19 protein-coding genes and 4 tRNA genes are annotated in these 16642 nt (G+C 56.5%); 7 read left to right on the forward strand and 16 right to left on the reverse strand.

All coding sequences use genetic code 11. The annotated features are described in order from the left end of the window. Window positions 1-109: 109 nt before the first annotated feature. The 7 genes from HKK55_RS17650 to HKK55_RS17680 all read right to left on the reverse strand — a co-directional run bounded on the left by HKK55_RS17650 (window position 110) and on the right by HKK55_RS17680 (window position 6423). Entirely contained in the window at window positions 110-1168 is a 1059-nt protein-coding gene (locus HKK55_RS17650) for a hypothetical protein (RefSeq protein WP_237151266.1), read from the reverse strand. A 175-nt stretch (window positions 1169-1343) separates the two neighbouring features. Further along, window positions 1344-2660, reverse strand: coding sequence for a flagellar hook protein FlgE (flgE, locus tag HKK55_RS17655; RefSeq protein ID WP_169355856.1), 1317 nt, complete (start codon window positions 2658-2660; stop codon window positions 1344-1346). Between the two features lie 31 nt (window positions 2661-2691). Further along, window positions 2692-3423, reverse strand: coding sequence for a flagellar hook assembly protein FlgD (gene flgD / locus HKK55_RS17660; protein ID WP_169355857.1), 732 nt, complete (start codon window positions 3421-3423; stop codon window positions 2692-2694). A 16-nt stretch (window positions 3424-3439) separates the two neighbouring features. Continuing rightward, window positions 3440-3883, reverse strand: coding sequence for a flagellar basal body rod protein FlgC (gene flgC / locus HKK55_RS17665; RefSeq protein WP_046046514.1), 444 nt, complete (start codon window positions 3881-3883; stop codon window positions 3440-3442). A gap of 3 nt (window positions 3884-3886) precedes the next feature. Further along, the gene (flgB, locus tag HKK55_RS17670) at window positions 3887-4294 is read right to left on the reverse strand and encodes a flagellar basal body rod protein FlgB (protein WP_169355858.1); all 408 of its coding nucleotides are present in this window, start codon (window positions 4292-4294) and stop codon (window positions 3887-3889) included. A 325-nt stretch (window positions 4295-4619) separates the two neighbouring features. After that, window positions 4620-5447: a protein-glutamate O-methyltransferase CheR gene (gene cheR / locus HKK55_RS17675; protein WP_169355859.1), complete on the reverse strand. Its 828-nt coding sequence runs from the start codon at window positions 5445-5447 to the stop codon at window positions 4620-4622. A gap of 43 nt (window positions 5448-5490) precedes the next feature. Beyond that, a complete protein-coding gene (locus tag HKK55_RS17680; RefSeq protein ID WP_169355860.1) occupies window positions 5491-6423 on the reverse strand; it encodes a chemotaxis protein CheV in 933 nt (310 codons plus the stop codon). Window positions 6424-6510: 87 nt separating this feature from the next. On the opposite strand from HKK55_RS17680, the gene flgA reads away from it, so the two are divergent. The 4 genes from flgA to HKK55_RS17700 all read left to right on the forward strand — a co-directional run bounded on the left by flgA (window position 6511) and on the right by HKK55_RS17700 (window position 9112). Next, a complete protein-coding gene (gene flgA, locus HKK55_RS17685; RefSeq protein WP_169355861.1) occupies window positions 6511-7287 on the forward strand; it encodes a flagellar basal body P-ring formation chaperone FlgA in 777 nt (258 codons plus the stop codon). 140 nt (window positions 7288-7427) lie between these two features. After that, complete coding sequence (gene flgM / locus HKK55_RS17690; RefSeq protein ID WP_169355862.1) at window positions 7428-7751, forward strand: flagellar biosynthesis anti-sigma factor FlgM; 324 nt, start codon at window positions 7428-7430, stop codon at window positions 7749-7751. 48 nt (window positions 7752-7799) lie between these two features. After that, the gene (locus tag HKK55_RS17695; protein WP_169355863.1) at window positions 7800-8267 is read left to right on the forward strand and encodes a flagella synthesis protein FlgN; all 468 of its coding nucleotides are present in this window, start codon (window positions 7800-7802) and stop codon (window positions 8265-8267) included. A 95-nt stretch (window positions 8268-8362) separates the two neighbouring features. After that, complete coding sequence (locus tag HKK55_RS17700) at window positions 8363-9112, forward strand: flagellar brake protein (RefSeq protein WP_169355864.1); 750 nt, start codon at window positions 8363-8365, stop codon at window positions 9110-9112. A 59-nt stretch (window positions 9113-9171) separates the two neighbouring features. On the opposite strand, the gene HKK55_RS17705 is transcribed toward HKK55_RS17700, so the two are convergent. Continuing rightward, window positions 9172-10566 (reverse strand): MFS transporter, encoded by a 1395-nt coding sequence (locus tag HKK55_RS17705; protein WP_169355865.1) that lies wholly within the window; start codon window positions 10564-10566, stop codon window positions 9172-9174. 379 nt (window positions 10567-10945) lie between these two features. Further along, window positions 10946-11022 (reverse strand) — tRNA-Arg (locus HKK55_RS17710). Between the two features lie 336 nt (window positions 11023-11358). Here HKK55_RS17710 and HKK55_RS17715 point away from each other — a divergent pair. Both HKK55_RS17715 and HKK55_RS17720 read left to right on the forward strand, forming a co-directional pair. Next, window positions 11359-11586: a hypothetical protein gene (locus tag HKK55_RS17715; RefSeq protein WP_169355866.1), complete on the forward strand. Its 228-nt coding sequence runs from the start codon at window positions 11359-11361 to the stop codon at window positions 11584-11586. Between the two features lie 22 nt (window positions 11587-11608). After that, a complete protein-coding gene (locus HKK55_RS17720; protein ID WP_169355867.1) occupies window positions 11609-11788 on the forward strand; it encodes a PA3371 family protein in 180 nt (59 codons plus the stop codon). An 80-nt stretch (window positions 11789-11868) separates the two neighbouring features. Here HKK55_RS17720 and HKK55_RS17725 read toward each other — a convergent pair whose 3' ends face one another. Continuing rightward, window positions 11869-12204 (reverse strand): hypothetical protein, encoded by a 336-nt coding sequence (locus HKK55_RS17725; RefSeq protein WP_169352805.1) that lies wholly within the window; start codon window positions 12202-12204, stop codon window positions 11869-11871. A gap of 32 nt (window positions 12205-12236) precedes the next feature. On the opposite strand from HKK55_RS17725, the gene HKK55_RS17730 reads away from it, so the two are divergent. Then, a complete protein-coding gene (locus tag HKK55_RS17730; RefSeq protein WP_003175643.1) occupies window positions 12237-12563 on the forward strand; it encodes an Arc family DNA-binding protein in 327 nt (108 codons plus the stop codon). A gap of 92 nt (window positions 12564-12655) precedes the next feature. Here HKK55_RS17730 and mgtE read toward each other — a convergent pair whose 3' ends face one another. The 6 genes from mgtE to HKK55_RS17760 all read right to left on the reverse strand — a co-directional run bounded on the left by mgtE (window position 12656) and on the right by HKK55_RS17760 (window position 16573). Then, a complete protein-coding gene (gene mgtE, locus HKK55_RS17735; RefSeq protein ID WP_169355868.1) occupies window positions 12656-14098 on the reverse strand; it encodes a magnesium transporter in 1443 nt (480 codons plus the stop codon). A gap of 371 nt (window positions 14099-14469) precedes the next feature. Continuing rightward, a tRNA-Arg gene (locus HKK55_RS17740) sits at window positions 14470-14546 on the reverse strand. Window positions 14547-14618: 72 nt separating this feature from the next. Beyond that, window positions 14619-14695 (reverse strand) — tRNA-Arg (locus HKK55_RS17745). A 108-nt stretch (window positions 14696-14803) separates the two neighbouring features. Beyond that, window positions 14804-14894: transfer RNA gene (locus HKK55_RS17750), tRNA-Ser, on the reverse strand. Window positions 14895-14956: 62 nt separating this feature from the next. After that, a complete protein-coding gene (gene csrA / locus HKK55_RS17755; RefSeq protein ID WP_002554426.1) occupies window positions 14957-15145 on the reverse strand; it encodes a carbon storage regulator CsrA in 189 nt (62 codons plus the stop codon). 186 nt (window positions 15146-15331) lie between these two features. Then, entirely contained in the window at window positions 15332-16573 is a 1242-nt protein-coding gene (locus HKK55_RS17760; protein WP_169355869.1) for an aspartate kinase, read from the reverse strand. Between the last annotated feature and the right edge of the window lie 69 nt (window positions 16574-16642).

Consider the following 16642-nt stretch of genomic DNA (forward strand, 5'->3'; position numbering starts at 1 on the left):
CCAGTCCCGGACTTGACCGTCCGGGGACTGAAAAACCCCCGATAAACCCTGGATGCAGTTGGGTCTATCGGGGGTTTTCTTTTACCCAGGCAAAACCTTGTGCATCAGGCTAGAACAACACAGTCGCTATACCCGATTTAGGCGCCTCGCCTCGCCCCCCCCACAACTCAATCCGGCCGCCGATCACTGCCATCGAATGACCGCCGTATTCCACCGTCCCCACTTTGCCATTTCTCAAGTCGGCATCAGTAGCCGGCCTGTAATGCCCCCTGAGACCCAGGCGATCCAAACCTTCCCGACTGTACTCACCATCGTTGAGGCTGTTCATCGCAGCCATGAAACTGCGTCCGGCAGTGCCATCGTTGTTTTCCATTTGCGCCCGTTTGGCACTCACGGCATACATGAAGTTGGCATCCGTCATCATTTTCGGATCATCACCCTGGAAGCGAGCGTGTGTTGCAGCCTGCCTCAATTCATCCTTGGACAAATGGACCTTGACTCCATCGCGCATGGTCACGTCGAAGCCATTGCCCGCCTCCTTTACCTCTTTGAAGACGTCAGTGGGCTTCTGGCCAAACTGCATCATTGCAGCTTTGATCGCTGAAACAGTGACGCAATTGCCATCAGGCCCCTGACTGAATCCGCTCCAGATATTGTCCGGTTTTTTCCCAGGGTTGCTGTTATCGGGTTTGTAATTGAAGTATTTAGCCCCTTCGGTAATAGGCTTGTTGCTCATGGACTCGCGGGGGCCAAAATCACTCGGATTTACTCCGCCGCCACCACCGCCACCGCCACCGCCACCTGGAGAAGGGGATGGGGATGGAGAAGGAGACGGCTCATCCGGAAATAAATCCGGAAACAGTCTCTTCAACCACGCGAGCCAATCCTCAGACGCGTCTTTCTTAAGCTGCTCGAGGATCTCCTTGAATTTTTCCTCCCCGAGCTCCTTTCGCTTTTCATTCAGCTTGTCACGTAAATCCTGAACAGTCTGACTCTTGGACGTTTTCTCGGCATCTTCAAGCTCTTTAAGAAGCTTGCTGACCGCTTCTTTATCCTTATTGTTGACACCTACGTCGTCCTTTTTGTCATCTGAACGACTTACGCCCTCCAGATACTGCCCTCGTATACCTGTAGGCCCTTGGCCAGCCCCCGACGAATTCCACCACATACCCACTCTCCCCTTGACTGGTGAGCCTCCGGGCTCTGACCCGATCAGTGGTGAGAAGAGAATGGAGCGTTCCTTCCCAAGCATTTCAGTGCGTAACCTGATGCGCCGCAGGTTGTTTTCTTACGCCCACAAAAAAGCCCCTCTCACGAGGGGCTTCTTGTGGAACGCTACCGCATCAGGTCATCTGAATGATGGTCTGCATGATGGTGCTTTGAGTGGAGATGGTCTTGGCGTTCGCCTGATAGTTGCTCTGGGCCTTGATCAGGTCCACCAACTCGTTAGTCAGGTTGACGTTGGAGTTTTCCAGGGAACCCGCGACGATCGAACCCAAAGTACCAGCCTGCGGGCTGTCATAACCCGGTTGGCCCGATGCGAAGGTTTCTTTCCAGGTGGTACCACCAGCAGGCGCCAGGCCCTGCTCGTTGTTGAAACTGGCCAGGGACAATTGGCCGATGGCCTTGCTTTGCTGGTTGCTGAAGGTGGCAAACAAGACACCGTTACCGTCAACTTTCAGATTGGTGATTTCACCCGTGGCATAGCCATCGGTAATCGGCGGATTGCGATAGCTGGCTGAGTTGTACTGAGTGATGCTGGCCATGTTGACGGCAATACCCGCCGGGTTGGCCGCTGCACCGTTGGTTACCCAAGTACCGTTGCTCATCACGCCCGGCTTCCAGTCCGCAATGGTCAGCGTGGTGTTAGACACAGTGCTTGGCGGTGTGACAATCCCCGTGAGGGTACCCGCGGTGTCAAACGTCACGGTCGAGGCCACTGGAGCGACGGCACCCGTACCACTGATTGGCGTACCGTTAGGGTTACGACCGTCGATCAGGGTGTAGGACTTCCAGGTGTTGGAGTCCGTCTTCACCATGTATTGAACCATCGGGTGCGCATTACCCTGAGTGTCATACAAGGTGGTGCCGTACTGGGTGGTGAAGGTTTCTGACTTGGTCGGGTCGAACGGATGAGCCGTTTGATCGATGACCGGCTCCGACGAGTTCAGGTTACTGGTGGAGTCCACTTTGGTGGAAGCCTTGGGCGGCAGATTGGACAGGTTGATCTGCAAGTCAGTCAGCGCGCCCTTGATGATTTTGCCATCAGCGTCCGCAGCATAACCTTGCAGTCGTGAAGTCCCGGTGTTGTTGGTGATATAGCCATCCTTGTCCGGCTTGAAGGAGCCGTTACGGGTGTACTCCAGCGAACCGTCGCTGCCCTTCTGTACGAAGAAACCGCCACCCTGGATCGCCATGTCCAGCAGACCGCCGCTGCTGTTGACCTCGCCCTGGGTAAATTGCTGGGACACCGCCGCCAGGTTCACGCCACTGCCGACGTTATTTTGGCCAGTACCCAGCTTGGACTGCGCATAGATATCGGAAAATTCCGCGCGGGACGACTTGAAGCCAGTGGTCGCGACGTTGGCGATGTTGTTGCCGGTCACGTCCAGCTGTTTGTTGGCCGCATAGAGGCCGCTAAGGCCGATATTAAAAGACATGTTTCTCTCCTCTTGCCGTATTTAGCCGGCTCTATGTACCGATAATCTGAATTTGCGACAGTTTGATACTGCCCATGCCGCCCGCGAGATTGAGCATCATCTCGCCGCCATTCTGGCCGAGGGTCACGCTGGTGACCGTCGCTGGCAGGGAAGTCGTCAGGGCTACCGAGTCGCCCTTGTCCGTCTTGGTAGAAGCGTTGAAGGTGTAGGTACCGGAAGCGACTGTCTCACCGGCTTCGTTTTTGCCGTCCCAGATAAAGTCAGCCTTGCCGGCGCTCTGGGCACCCAAGTCGATCGTCTTGACCAGCTTGCCGTCCTTGTCGGTGACCTTGACGGTGACATTGCCCACTGCCGAGGTGACCGCCACGGAACCGTTGAGGCTCTTGCTCGTGTCCACCATCGCCTTGTCGGTCTGGGTGATCACCGAACGCCCCACCAGCGACGAGGCCTGCAGCGCCTGCGATGAGCTGAAGTTGGTGGAGATGTTGTTGACCGAGTCGTTCAGGGTGTTGATGCCTTCCAGACTGCTGAACTGCGCCAACTGCGCAACAAACGCGCCGTTATCCTGGGGCGACAGCGGGTTCTGGTTTTTCAGCTGGGTAACCAGCAACTGCAAGAACGCATCCTTGCCCAACGATTGGTTGCCAGTAGCGGCCTTGGCCGCACCCGACAACCCGTTGTTGTTTGCCGAAGCGTCCTTGACCTTGGAGTTGAACAGGTCCTGGATCGCCGTGTTGTTTGATGACGTATCAACAATGGCCATTATTTGGCGCCCCTTATCACTGACCCAGGGTCAGGACCTTCTGCATCATGGTTTTGGCGGTGTTCATCATTTCCGCGTTGGTCTGGAACGAGCGACTGGCGGAAATCATGTCTGCCATTTCCTCGACCACGTTGACGTTGGGGTAGTACACGTACCCTTTGGCGTCGGCGGCGGGATGGTTGGGTTCATAACGCGCTTCGAGGTTGCTCTGATCCTCCACCACGCCCAGCACCTGGACACCCTGGCCGGCAGCGTCCTGGTTCTGGAACAGCGAATCGCTGCCGCCACTCTGGCCACCCTGGAACATGGTGGCGAACACCGGGTGACGGGCACGGTAAGTCTGGTCGATGCTCGAAGACACGGTTTCGGCGTTGGCGATGTTACTGGCGACGGTGTTCAGGCGCGTGGTCTGGGCGCTCATGCCACTACCGGCAATATTGAAAACACTGGCTAGAGACATGACTTACTCTCCACGCAGGGCCGACATCAGCCCTTTGAATTTGCTGTTGAGCAGGGTGAAGCTGGCCTGAAAGTTCACCGAGTTTTCGGCGTAGGCCGATTGCTCCAGCTGGGCATCCACGGTGTTCTGGTCGATCGAAGGCTGCATCGGCGTGCGATACAGCAGCGACTCATCGCCATTGCTCAGGCCTTGCGCTTCGATATGACGGGTGTTGGTCATGTTCAAGGCGAAGGTGCCGTTCTTGGTCTTGTCTTGCTGTGCGGCGAGCACGGCGGAGAAGTCCAGGTCCCGAGCCTTGTAGTTCGGGGTATCGGCGTTGGCGATGTTGTTAGCCAGAACTTCGGCACGCTGAGCGCGAAAGCCCAGGGCTTGTTCGTGGATACCGAGCGCTTTATCGAAGCTGATGCTCATGGTGGAAACCTTTAGGGGCTGACCTGCTTTTCGTAACAGGGTTATAGCAAGGGGCATGCCAATCTGCTGGGAGCCCTTATATCAAGGGTTTGCGGGGAGATTGCCGCCGGCAATGCCAGAAAAGCGGCAAGGGGTTTCCGCGTGGTGCCAGTAAAGCGGCAATGGGAGGTTGCCGCTTTACGGCGGCTTGCAAAGAGGGATATCAAAGACGAGCACAAAAAAAGTGGGAGCGGGTTTGCTCGCGAATGCGGTGGGTCAGTCATACATCGGGTGACTGCCACACCGCATTCGCGAGCAAGCCCGCTCCCACATTTTGTTCCGTGTATTACTTGGCCTGGTAAATGATCCCAGGACTGCACTGCACCATCTGGTAATGATCCGGCAAACCATTCAACGCTTCAGACGCGCCAAGGAACAGGTAACCGCCACGCTTGAGGGTGCCATGGATGCGCAACAGGATGTCCTTCTTCACCTCCGCTGAAAAGTAGATCAGCACATTGCGGCAAAACACGATATCGAACTTGCCCAGGCTGGCATAACTGTCCAACAGGTTGAATGAACGAAACTCCACCCGACTCTTGATCGGCGCCTTGATCGCCCAGCGCCCGGCGCCCTTGGGGTCGAAGTAACGCTGCAAACGCTCCGGGGACAAACCACGCCCCAAGGCCAGGCTGTCGTACTCGCCGGTCTTGCAGTTGGTGAGCATGGTGCCGGACAAGTCAGTGGCCACAATCTGCACCCCCGCTTTCAACTGGCCCATGTTGGTCCGCTCGAACTCATCAATGGACATCGAAATCGAATAGGGTTCCTGCCCCGACGAGCACGCCGCCGACCAGATCCGCAGGCGCTGGCCTGGGCTGGCCTTGATCGACTCCGGCAGGACTTTGTTCTTGAGCACTTCAAACGGATAGGTATCGCGAAACCACAGGGTCTCGTTGGTGGTCATGGCATCCACCACCATTTCCTTGAGCCCGCTGCGCGGCTGGCCCTGGATCCGCTGGACCAACTCACCCAGGGACTTGATCCCCTGCTGCTCCATCAGTTTGTTGAGACGGCTGGATACCAGGTACTGCTTGTTTTCACCGAGCAATATGCCACAGGCTTTTTCCAGGAAGACCCGGAACTGTTCGAAATCCAAATTACCCGTAGACAATGATACCGCCTCTTAAATCGTGTGACCGCCAGGGAAAAAGCCCCTAGCCGTGATCTGCTGCCTTGATCCGGTCGACTACCCGGGATGCCAGGTCATCAGGGCGGAATTTGGCCAGAAAGTCATCGGCACCGACCTTCTTGACCATCGCCTGATTGAATACACCCGACAACGAAGTATGCAGGATGATGTGTAATTTTTGCATGCGTGGATCGTTGCGTATCTCGGCCGTAAGGGTGTAGCCGTCCATTTCCGGCATCTCGATGTCGGAAATCATCATCAGGAATTCTTCTTCCGGTTTCTTGCCCTCATCCACCAACTTACGCAGGTAGTCCAGGGCCTGGCGGCCGTCATTGAGCGCCACGACCTCGACACCAACCGTCTGCAAGCATCGGGACACCTGCTTGCGCGCCACCGAGGAATCATCCACCGTCAGCACTCGCAGGGAGATCGCCTTGTGCTGGGTCTCAGCATCCACCACCCCCACTGAAATAGCCTCCGAAGTCGGGGCCACTTCCGCGAGGACTTTCTCCACGTCGATGATTTCCACCAACTGGTTGTCGACCCGCGTCACTGCCGTGAGGTAGTGATCACGCCCGGTCCCCTTGGGCGGCGGATGAATCTCTTCCCAGTTCATGTTGACGATGCGTTCCACCGAGCGCACCAGGAAACCCTGGGTCTTGGTGTTGTACTCGGTAATGATCACAAACGGGTTCTCACGATCCTGTAGACCCGGGGAACCAGTGGCCATCGCCAGGTCAAGAATCGGAATCGTCGCGCCACGGATGTTGGCCACGCCACAGACCACGGGGCTGGACTTGGGCAATATCGTCAACTTGGGGCACTGCAGCACCTCCCGTACCTTGAAGACGTTGATGCCGTAAAGCTGCTTGCCGTCCAGACGAAACAGCAGCAACTCCAGGCGGTTCTGTCCCACCAGCTGTGTCCGCTGGTTCACTGCATCCATTACACCCGCCATGCCTTTACTCCTACGCTAAAACTACGCCATACCTACGGTACAGCGCGTACCCACACTAAACGGCACGGGCTTTGCTTTTTATTGGCCATGAACATCAAACCGACAGTTTCCCGACGCCCCCAGCCACTGCCGTACTTTAAACAGTACCGCAGATTGCTCTGCGTCTCGCTGGCCTTGCTGGCTTTCGTCACCGGCCAGCCGGCCCGTGCCGACAATGTCACCCTGCCTGATCTACTTATCGGCGTCACCCAAGGCTTTCTTGAGTTCACTGTAGAAGATTATCTGGCCACCACGCAGACCCCGGGACGCTACGAAATCCAGGTCAACCCACTGGACCCGCGCCTGCGTATGCCCATGTGCGACAAGGAATTGACAGCCACCCTGGAAAGCCCTGCCCAACCCATCGGCCGCGTCACCGTGCGGGTACGCTGCGACGGGGCCTCACCCTGGACGGTGTTTGTGCCCGCCCAGGTCAAACTGTTTCGTGATGTCGTTGTCGTCACCCGGCCTCTGAAACGCACAGGAATCATCGGTTTCGACGACGTCGCCCTGCGTGAACGCGACATCAGCCAAATCAGTCAGGGGTACCTGACTTCGGTAGATCAGGCGGTCGGACAGAAACTCACCCGACCAATGGTCACCGACCAGGTCATCACCCTGGTCCATCTCGAACAGGCCGAAGTCGTGCGCAAGGGCGATCAGGTGGTGATCTCCGCCAGCAGCGGCACCTTGACCGTAAAGATGCCTGGCGAAGCCTTGTCCAATGGCGGTATGAGCGAGCAAATACGAGTTAAGAACCTCAACTCCAACCGAGTGATCAAGGCACGGGTGACAGCTCCGGGCCAAGTGGAGGTCGCACTCTAGATAGCTGGCGCGGGGCGCCGGCTTTTCCTACACTGTGAGCAGACGTCGTCACGTACAGGTTTATTGTCAATCGAGCCTAAAGTTTGTCCGGGTATGGCCGAAAACATGGCAAGCGTCCAAATACCCAGAGGTTTTCTAACATGGTCATTGATTTCAGTCGTTTGAATAACACCCCGGCGCTTCCCGGCAATACGCGCACCAGCGTGGCCAAGGACAGCGTTGAAGCCAAGCCCCAGCCTCTGCCCGCCAAGGCAGAACAGGCCGGTGCCAGCCAGAGTGGGGAATCAGTACACCTGAGCAATGAGGCTCAACAGTTGCAGAAGGTCACTGACTCGCTGCGCGATCAACCGGTTGTCAATAAAGCCCGCGTGGCCGAATTGAAGCAGGCGATTGCCGATGGCAGCTATAAAGTCGACAACAACCGTGTAGCCAGCAAACTGCTTAACTTCGAAGCCGAGCGCTAGGCAAAGGCCTGCGCCAGGCTTTTGGACGCTTAAAACCCAAGGCCAGCCATGCACGACGAAAATTTACTCCAACTGATCACTGAAGACCTTGCTCCAGCGCAACGTTTGCTCGAGCTGCTTCAAGAGGAATCACTGGCCCTGTACGGCCGGGACATGCCCCTGCTGGAAGATATCCTGGCGCGCAAGCAGTCGCTGATCGTCCTGCTGGAACAGCATGGCAAGAAGCGCAGCCAGATTCTGGTCAGCCTGGGGCTACCGCCTGACCACGACGGCCTTGCACAATTAGCCAGTCATTCCTCGGTCGGCGACCCGTTGCTGAGCCAGAGCCAAGCACTCAACGAGCTGTTGCTCCAGTGCCAGCAAGCCAACGCACTCAACGGCCAATCGATCCAGCTTCAGCAAGCCACGACCGCCAACCAGTTGCGCATCCTTCATGGCGGCGAACCTCCAGAGCTGTACAACGCCCAGGGTTCCACCTCTCGCCTGGCCAAGCCAAGCACCCTCAGCCAAGCCTGACGCCGGTTTATCGCGCGCCCTATCATGGCGCGCCACATGCTGGCAAAATGCCGGTTCTTGCGTGTAGTCGTATTTTGCCTGGAGATGGAAGAACCGTGTTCAACACCCTTAACGCGGAAGATGCTCCGCAGCCACCCAAGGTCCTCACCACACCTCTGGAAATTGCCGCCACCTTGCGGCTGCTGCAAGAAAGTCATGATCCCCTGATCATCACCTTCCACGAACGCAACCAGCGCTTCCAGAGCTATCTGGTGGATGTGGACCGGGAAAGCAAAAGCCTTGCCCTGGACGAGATGATTCCCCGCGACGGCGAACGCTACCTCGAGAATGGCGAAGCCTTCCGCATCGAAGGTTTCCATGACGGCGTGCGAGTGGCCTGGGAAAGCAACGGCCCCCTGACCATCAGCGAAACAGACGGTCACCGCAGCTACAACGGCAGCATGCCTGACGAGGTGGTTTACCATCAGCGCCGCAGTGCCTTCCGTGCCGCCCTGAAGCTGGCGCAACTGGTGAATGTCGAGTTGGGCGGTGAGAAGCTCAAGGCCCCCATCAATGGCAAGCTGCTGGATATTTCCGCCACCGGCTGCAAGCTGCGCTTTGATGGCGACATCTCCGGGCGCCTGCAACTGGGCCAGGTCTATGACCGCTTCATCGCTGCCCTGCCCTTCGGCAGCATGACCACCGCCGTAGAACTGCGCTATTTGCACTTCGAAGAAAAGATCGACACCACCTTTGCCGGCGTACGCTTTCACAACATGAGCGGGCTGGTACAGCGCCAGGTTGAACGCTTTGTCTACCAATTGCAGCGCGAGGCGCGGCGGTTTGACAAGGATGACGACCTTTAATCTTTAAAGGTTGCGATAAAAAACGGGCCGTTCCTTCAGGGAACGGCCCGTTTTTTGTTTCAGGGACGCGCCCTGCTCAGATCATGAGGGTGATCATCCGGGTCCGGATGCTCTGGGAGTTCTGCGGACGAGGCCGGCTCTTCTACCGCTGGCTCGGGATTGGTTTCGGGCTCGAGTTCGGGATCCGGAACTGTTGTCTGCATCTGGTCTTGCACCACCTGCTCATCCACACGCGGGTCGAGGGCTGCCACCAGCGGCGAACTGGACATGCTGTCGGGCATCGCCACGTGATGCAGTGGAGCATCGTCTACTTGATGCAGGTTGGTCACCGCCTTCGGCCGGATACGCCAGACCAGGATCAAGGCGCACAGACTGAAAAACGCGTAGAGCATATGGCTGCCGAACAACTTCATCACCACACCCGCCAACAGCGGCCCGACGCTGGCACCGATGCCGTAGGTCACCAGCAGCATCGCCGTCAGGGAAACCCGGCGATCACCCTCGACGTGATCATTGGAGAACGCCACCGCCAGCGGATACAGACAGAACTGCACCAACGAACAGAGGAAGCCCGCCACAAACAACACCTCCAACGGCACCTGGGTCATGATCGCCAACGGCAACGCCGCCACTGCCAGGCACAAGGCGAAACAGCGAATCAACAGCGCCCGATCATAGCGGTCCGACAACCAGCCCAGCGGCCACTGCACCAGCAGCCCGGCAAAAATGCAGCTACCCATGAACAGGCCGACCTGCTCGGTGCTCAGCCCTTGCTGCGACGCATAGAGCGGCGCCAGACCATAGAAGGAACCGACAATCAGCCCCGCCCCCAACACCGTGCTGAGGGACTGCGGCACCCGCTTGATAAAGAAGCGCGGCTCCATCGGCGCTGGGTGCAAGGGCGCCGGGTGGATACGCCGGGTCATGGCCACCGGCACCAGACACAGGGCAAAGCACAGCGCCACCAGCATCAGCAGTTCAAGACCCAATTGAGGGTGCATGACCAGAATCAGTTGCCCCAGCACCAGGCCCAAGTAAGAAGCGATCATGTAGCCGCTGAAGACCACACCCCGCTGCTTAGCTTCCGCCTGCTCATTGAGCCAGCTCTCGATGACCATGTACTGGCACATCATGCCCAGGCCCACCACCATCCGCAGTACGATCCAGGCGGGTAGCCAATTGATCAGGCCATGACCCAACACGGCCGCACCGACAATCCCGGCACAGGTGGCATAGGCCCGGATATGCCCGACCCGGGCGATCAGCCGGTGACCGATCTTGCCCCCCAGCACCAGGCCGAAGTAGTTAGCGGCCATCAACGCACCCACCCACAGGCTGTCGACATGATCCGCCGCCAGGCGCAGGGCCAGGTACGTACTCAACAGGCCGGAGCCGATCAGCATCATCAAGGAGGCGAAATACAGGGCTCGAAAAGATTTCCAGATTTGGCGCATCGGCGTTCCGAGCGGCTCCTTGCAGTGAGTGTCAGGCTATCGGCATGATAGTCCGACGGCGCAACGTCGTCAGGCCCGGGAAGCCAAAACACACCGTTTCCAGGGAATATTTTCTTTAAAACAGGTGCATCGCCAAGAGGCTATGTCTCAGACGCTCAGTGGCGACCTGCAAGGTACAAAACTCGCGCCGCAATGCCATTGAGCCTTAAACATCGGCAAGGTTCGCAGTGCGATCAAAAAGAGCTGGAAACTCAGGCGCTTCGTTTGACATGGCGGTAGCCGCCCCCACCTTCAGCCCACAAAAAAGCCCCGCCAGAATGTTCTGAACGGGGCCTTCCCGAAATCCCTGCCCTTTCTAAAAAGAGCGGAACGTCAATGATGGTGTCCCAGGGCCGGTTCGAACGGCCAACCTTCCCCTTAGGAGGGGGATGCTCTATCCAATTGAGCTACTGGGACAAATGACAGCCACCGCGCCAAGGGCGTTGCGACGGACGGCGTGCATGTTAACGGCCGAGCTGAGTTTTGTCATGTCGTCCGTAGGCTTTTTGAGTGTAAGCCGTGCCTCTTAACGGAGAGCCGAGCGTCACCCGATAGTGGCTGGCGATAATCACGATCGTGCAAAATGCAATAACTCAAAATACCATCATTGCAAAATGCAATAAGACATCATTCCAATATCATCATAAGTTATTGTTTTTTAATATAATTTAATAATAAAAAGACTGGCACGCCCCCTGCAATCCTTATCTTTATAGACTCAGCTCACACCACCATTCTGCGGAGAACACACCCATGAACAGTGCACTTCTGCTAGCCCTCAATGCTATGGCCTTGACCGCACTGGTGATGTTCCACTTCCAATCTCCCGTCGGTGATGATCCGGTATACGCCAACCAGGCCGCCTCACACCACATTCAACAACGCCCACAATTGGCAGTCATGACGGCCAAGGCTCAACCCCCCGTCCAACTGACCCAAGGCATCCAGGCCACCGCTTCATCGGAGCACTGGATTTTTTGACACCACCCTTACGGAACACCCCATGACAAAATCCGCCTGGCTGTTTCTGATCCTGGCCCTGGCTACCGGCATTGCGGGCCTGAACATCCCATCACCGGACACACAAATCACCACCTTTATCGCCAGCGCCGTGTTTGGCAGCCTGTGGTTACTGGCGATCATTGTCGGACCACGCTTCAAGTTTGATCCGGTGTTGCACTGAGCATTTCCTGCGAGCACGCCGCAGTCAAAAAATAGTTGCCCCCTCCTCTGCGTGGTTCACACCCATCCAAATGCCCGACCTTATGTCGCCAAGGCCTCGTAAATCGGCAAATTGCCACTAGTCTTAAATTCAAGGGCAAAAGGCCATATTGCTATAGCATGTGCCCCCGAAAATCCTTTTTCCCCCAGGGTCTGCGGCCTTGCCACTCGCCTGGACGCCTTGCAGATAAAGTTTTCAAACCAGTCCGCAAATTTGAAAATGAGTGCTGGCATAAAGCCTGTAGCCGGTTCAATATTTGTCACAGAATTGACGCCAATGAACTGGCAAATCTGAGGCATGATGCGGCCTCTTTGCAATTCAGGTTGAACATTTGGCGGTAAACCTTGTCCTAACAGACATCTTGCGGCCAATTCCAAAAACCGCTCCCCTGAACTAACCGGTTAAATATATGCGCCCATTGAAACAGGCAATTTATTCCAGCCGTACGGCTGACAAGTTCGTCGTACGTCTGCCAGACGGAATGCGGGAACGCATTGCCGAGGTGGCTCGCAATCATCACCGCAGCATGAACTCCGAAATCATTGCACGCCTGGAGCAGAGCCTTATTCAGGAAGGTGCACTGGGAGACGAGTTGAGCATGCGCCTGGACAGCCCTGAGCTGTCACTGCACGAACGCGAACTGCTGCAGCGTTTTCGTCAGCTCTCCCACCGCCAGCAAAACGCCCTCGTATCGCTTATCGCTCACGATGTCGAGGCCGCTGCAGAAGCCAACTGATGTTCAATTGAAAGCTGAAGCCAGCCATGTGCTGGCTTTTTTTTGCCTGGAATTTGGAGTTTGGGGCCGCAGCGCAACCCCAGAGGGAAGTATCAGAGCAGGAAGATGGTTGCCAGACCAAGGAAGATGAAGAAGCCACCGCTGTCGGTCATGGCGGTAATCATGACGCTGGCACCCATGGCAGGATCGCGACCAAGGCGCACCAGTGTCATAGGGATCAACACCCCCATCAGGGCCGCCAATAGCAGGTTAAGCGTCATGGCGGCAGTCATGACCACGCCCAGGGACCAACTGCCATAAAGCAGATAAGCCACTATGCCAATCACCCCACCCCACACCACACCATTGATCAACGCGACCGCCAACTCCTTGCGCAGCAACCGTGAACCATGCCCCGTACTTACCTGGTCCAGCGCCATGGCTCGCACAATCATGGTGATGGTCTGGTTGCCCGAGTTACCACCAATCCCAGCCACGATCGGCATCAGCGCCGCCAATGCCACCAGCTTCTCGATAGAGCCTTCGAACAGCCCGATCACACGAGAAGCGATAAACGCGGTAATCAGGTTGATCGCCAGCCAAGCCCAGCGGTTACGCAGGGACTTCCAGACTGACGCAAAAATATCTTCCTCTTCACGCAGACCCGCCATGTTGAGGACTTCGCTTTCGCTTTCCTCACGGATCAGATCGACCATTTCATCGATGGTCAGACGGCCGATCAGCTTACCGTTCTTGTCGACCACCGGTGCCGAGATCAAGTCGTAACGCTCGAACGCCTGAGCTGCGTCGTAAGCATCTTCATCCGGGTGAAAACTCACCGGATCACTGGCCATGACGTCCGCGACTTTCTTGTCCGGGTCATTGACCAGCAGGCGCTTGATCGGCAGCACGCCCTTGAGGATGCCTTCGTAGTCGACCACAAACAGCTTGTCGGTGTGGCCTGGCAACTCCTTCAAGCGGCGCAGGTAACGCAGGACCACTTCCAGGCTGACGTCTTCTCGAATAGTCACCATCTCGAAGTCCATCAGTGCGCCGACCTGCTCCTCGTCATAGGACAACGCGGAGCGCACACGCTCACGCTGCTGACCATCGAGGGCCTCCATCAGCCCATGAACAACGTCGCGAGGCAGCTCAGGGGCCAGGTCGGCCAGTTCGTCGGCATCCATCTCCTTGGCCGCAGCCAGGAGCTCGTGATCGTCCATGTCGGCGATCAGGGTTTCACGGACCGAGTCGGATACTTCGAGGAGGATGTCGCCGTCGCGGTCAGCCTTGACCAACTGCCAGAGGGTCAGGCGATCATCCAGGGGCAAGGCCTCAAGGATGTAGGCGACGTCGGCGGAGTGCAGATCATCGAGCTTGCGTTGCAACTCGACGAGGTTTTGCCGGTGGACCAGGTTCTCGACCCGATCGTGATGCGGACCTTCCTGGCGATGGGTCAGGTCTTCGACCACGCGCTGGCGATGCAGCAACTCCACCACTTGAGCCAGGCGATCCTGCAGGCTTTCTTGTGTTTTCTTTACTTCAACTTCGGTCATAGGCGAACTCCACTCCCAGCAGCGGGGCACGCCGGAAGGATCAATCAGTCAATTCATGATTGGTAAAGCGGGGTGTTAAGTAACTACTGGGTAAGTCCATGGAGGTATTCCACAAGCCCCGGCGGGGCTGACGGGCGCAATGATACACCGCCCGACCGTTTTAAACGTCAAAAAACTGGAAAGAACAAGCGCTTGCGATGCAAACCTGAGTATTGGCCACACGTATGGAGTTGCGACGACACGGGGAGAAAAGAAAACACATGGGTGGACAGAAAAAGAACCGAGGCCTTTTGCAGCGCACGGATGGCACAGCAATAGAAATAAAAACCCCAGACGGCAAAAAGCCCGCACTAGGCGGGCTTTTTGTTGTTTGGTGCACTCGACAGGATTCGAACCTGTGACCGCTCGGTTCGTAGCCGAGTACTCTATCCAGCTGAGCTACGAGTGCAAGTTGTGTTTTTAGACCAGATCACAACTGGTTGAAGCCAAGCTACCTGCATCGCTGCAACTAACTCTTAAATGGTGCACTCGACAGGATTCGAACCTGTGACCGCTCGGTTCGTAGCCGAGTACTCTATCCAGCTGAGCTACGAGTGCATTTGTTGCCGCGCATTATAGGCCGTTCAATCTCTATGTAAAGCTATTTTTTCGAGCAATTTCAACAACTTACCGAAAAAACCAGATTGCAACGTACTAAGCAAATAATGGCGGAGAACGGGGGATTCGAACCCCCGACACCCTTTTGAGGTGTACTCCCTTAGCAGGGGAGCGCCTTCGGCCACTCGGCCAGCTCTCCGCAACACGGGGCGTATATTAACCAGCTTCATCCCCGTTTGCAAACATAAAAAACGATAAAAATTAATGGCTTGGTTCTTCGTCCTTCTCTTTCTTGATCCGCAGGTAGATTTCCTCACGGTGGACAGCCACCTCTTTCGGAGCGTTAACCCCGATTCGTACTTGATTGCCTTTGACGCCAAGCACGGTCACGGTGATTTCTCCATCACCAATAATCAGGCTCTCCGCGCATCGACGAGTCAGAATCAGCATACCTTTCTCCTCACGCATTTCAGTTCAGGGACAACAGTCTGCAAAAAAAAGGCATTCGACCCACAACCAGATGGCCGCAGCCCTACACGCCTAAGTATTGTCGAGCACACGTAAAAGAACAGGTTTCTACAGGCACCAGACAGAAAAATGAAAGGCGCGGTTAAACCGCGCCTTCCTGACAACGCATCACTCGCCCTGTCGGGCCGGAGCGTCCAGCTCAAAAGCGGTATGCAGTGCGCGCACAGCCAGCTCCAGGTACTTCTCTTCGATAACCACCGACACCTTGATTTCCGAGGTAGAGATCATCTGGATGTTGATGCTCTCCTTAGCCAAGGCCTCGAACATGCGGCTGGCAACGCCTGCGTGAGAGCGCATACCCACACCGACGATCGATACCTTGGCAATCTTGATATCGCCAACCACTTCACGGGCGCCAATTTCGCTCGCGGTATTCTCCAGGATCCGGTGAGCCGCATCGTACTCGTTGCGGTGTACGGTGAAGGTGAAATCGGTGGTGTTATCGTGCGAAACGTTCTGCACGATCATGTCGACTTCAATGTTCGCGCCACTGATCGGGCCAAGGATCTTGAAAGCCACGCCTGGGGTGTCTGGCACTCCACGGATGGTCAGCTTGGCTTCATCGCGGTTAAAAGCGATGCCGGAAATGATCGGCTGTTCCATGGATTCCTCTTCATCAATAGTAATGAGGGTGCCCGGACCCTCTTTGAAGCTGTGCAATACGCGCAGCGGAACGTTGTACTTGCCGGCGAACTCCACCGCGCGGATCTGCAACACCTTGGAACCGAGGCTGGCCATTTCCAGCATCTCTTCAAAGGTGATCTTGTCCAGGCGCTGAGCCACGGATACAACGCGCGGATCGGTGGTGTAGACGCCGTCCACATCGGTGTAGATCTGGCATTCATCAGCCTTCAAGGCTGCCGCCAGGGCCACGCCCGTGGTGTCCGAACCGCCACGCCCGAGGGTGGTGATATTGCCGTGCTCGTCAACGCCCTGGAAACCGGCGACAACCACCACACGGCCTTCTTTCAGATCAGCGCGAATCTTCTGATCATCAATCTGCAGGATGCGCGCTTTAGTGTGCGCACTGTCCGTCAGAATACGCACCTGACTGCCAGTGTAGGACACGGCTGGCACACCACGCTTGTTCAGCGCCATGGCCAACAAAGCGATAGTCACCTGCTCACCCGTGGAAACAATCACATCCAGTTCACGAGGAAGCGGTTGTTGATCGCCACTGATGGCCTTGGCCAGATCGATCAGGCGATTGGTCTCACCGCTCATGGCCGACAGCACCACCACCAGGTCATCACCGGCATCGCGGAATTTCTTAACCTTGTCAGCGACCTGCTCGATTCTTTCGACAGAACCGACCGAGGTGCCTCCGAATTTCTGTACGATCAAAGCCATTTCTAAGCCGCCTCAGCCCGTAAAGGGGCGCCCATTATTCAATCAACCAGCGCTGCCTGAGCCCGCGAC

The organism is Pseudomonas sp. ADAK18, from assembly GCF_012935695.1.
GTDB lineage: Bacteria > Pseudomonadota > Gammaproteobacteria > Pseudomonadales > Pseudomonadaceae > Aquipseudomonas.